The sequence below is a fragment of the Enterobacter sp. DC4 genome (assembly GCF_000568095.1).
In the GTDB taxonomy this organism is placed as follows: Bacteria; Pseudomonadota; Gammaproteobacteria; order Enterobacterales; family Enterobacteriaceae; genus Enterobacter; species Enterobacter pseudoroggenkampii.
The window spans coordinates 1-553 of record NZ_AZUB01000025.1; the positions used below are offsets into that span (position 1 = coordinate 1).

Here is a 553-nt window from a genome sequence, read left to right on the forward strand (position 1 = left end):
TCAAAGGTTCATATCACCTCGCCGGCGCTTTTCGCAGATTAGCACGTCCTTCATCGCCTCTGACTGCCAGGGCATCCACCGTGTACGCTTAGTCGCTTAACCTCACAACCCGAAGATGTTTCACTTCATGATTGCGAAAATTTGAGAGACTCGAACACACCTTAAAGATGTGTCGTTTCAATTTTCAGCTTGATCCAGATTTTTAAAGAGCAAATATCTCAAACGTCACCCGAAGATGAGTTTTGAGATATGACGGCAGGTGACTTTCACTCACGAACCAGCAAGTGGCGTCCCCTAGGGGATTCGAACCCCTGTTACCGCCGTGAAAGGGCGGTGTCCTGGGCCTCTAGACGAAGGGGACACTGAAGTCTCAATCGCAAGACGCCTTGCTATTTACTTTTCATCAGACAATCTGTGTGAGCACTACAAAGGCAGGTTCTTTAAGGTAAGGAGGTGATCCAACCGCAGGTTCCCCTACGGTTACCTTGTTACGACTTCACCCCAGTCATGAATCACAAAGTGGTAAGCGCCCTCCCGAAGGTTAAGCTACCTA

1 tRNA gene and 2 rRNA genes are annotated in these 553 nt (G+C 48.8%); all 3 read right to left on the reverse strand.

Annotated elements, in window-relative coordinates:
• Positions 1–102, reverse strand: a 23S ribosomal RNA gene (locus P349_RS0124900); the annotation flags it as partial.
• A gap of 183 nt (positions 103–285) precedes the next feature.
• Positions 286–361 (reverse strand) — tRNA-Glu (locus P349_RS00025).
• Between the two features lie 85 nt (positions 362–446).
• Positions 447–553, reverse strand: a 16S ribosomal RNA gene (locus P349_RS0124905); the annotation flags it as partial.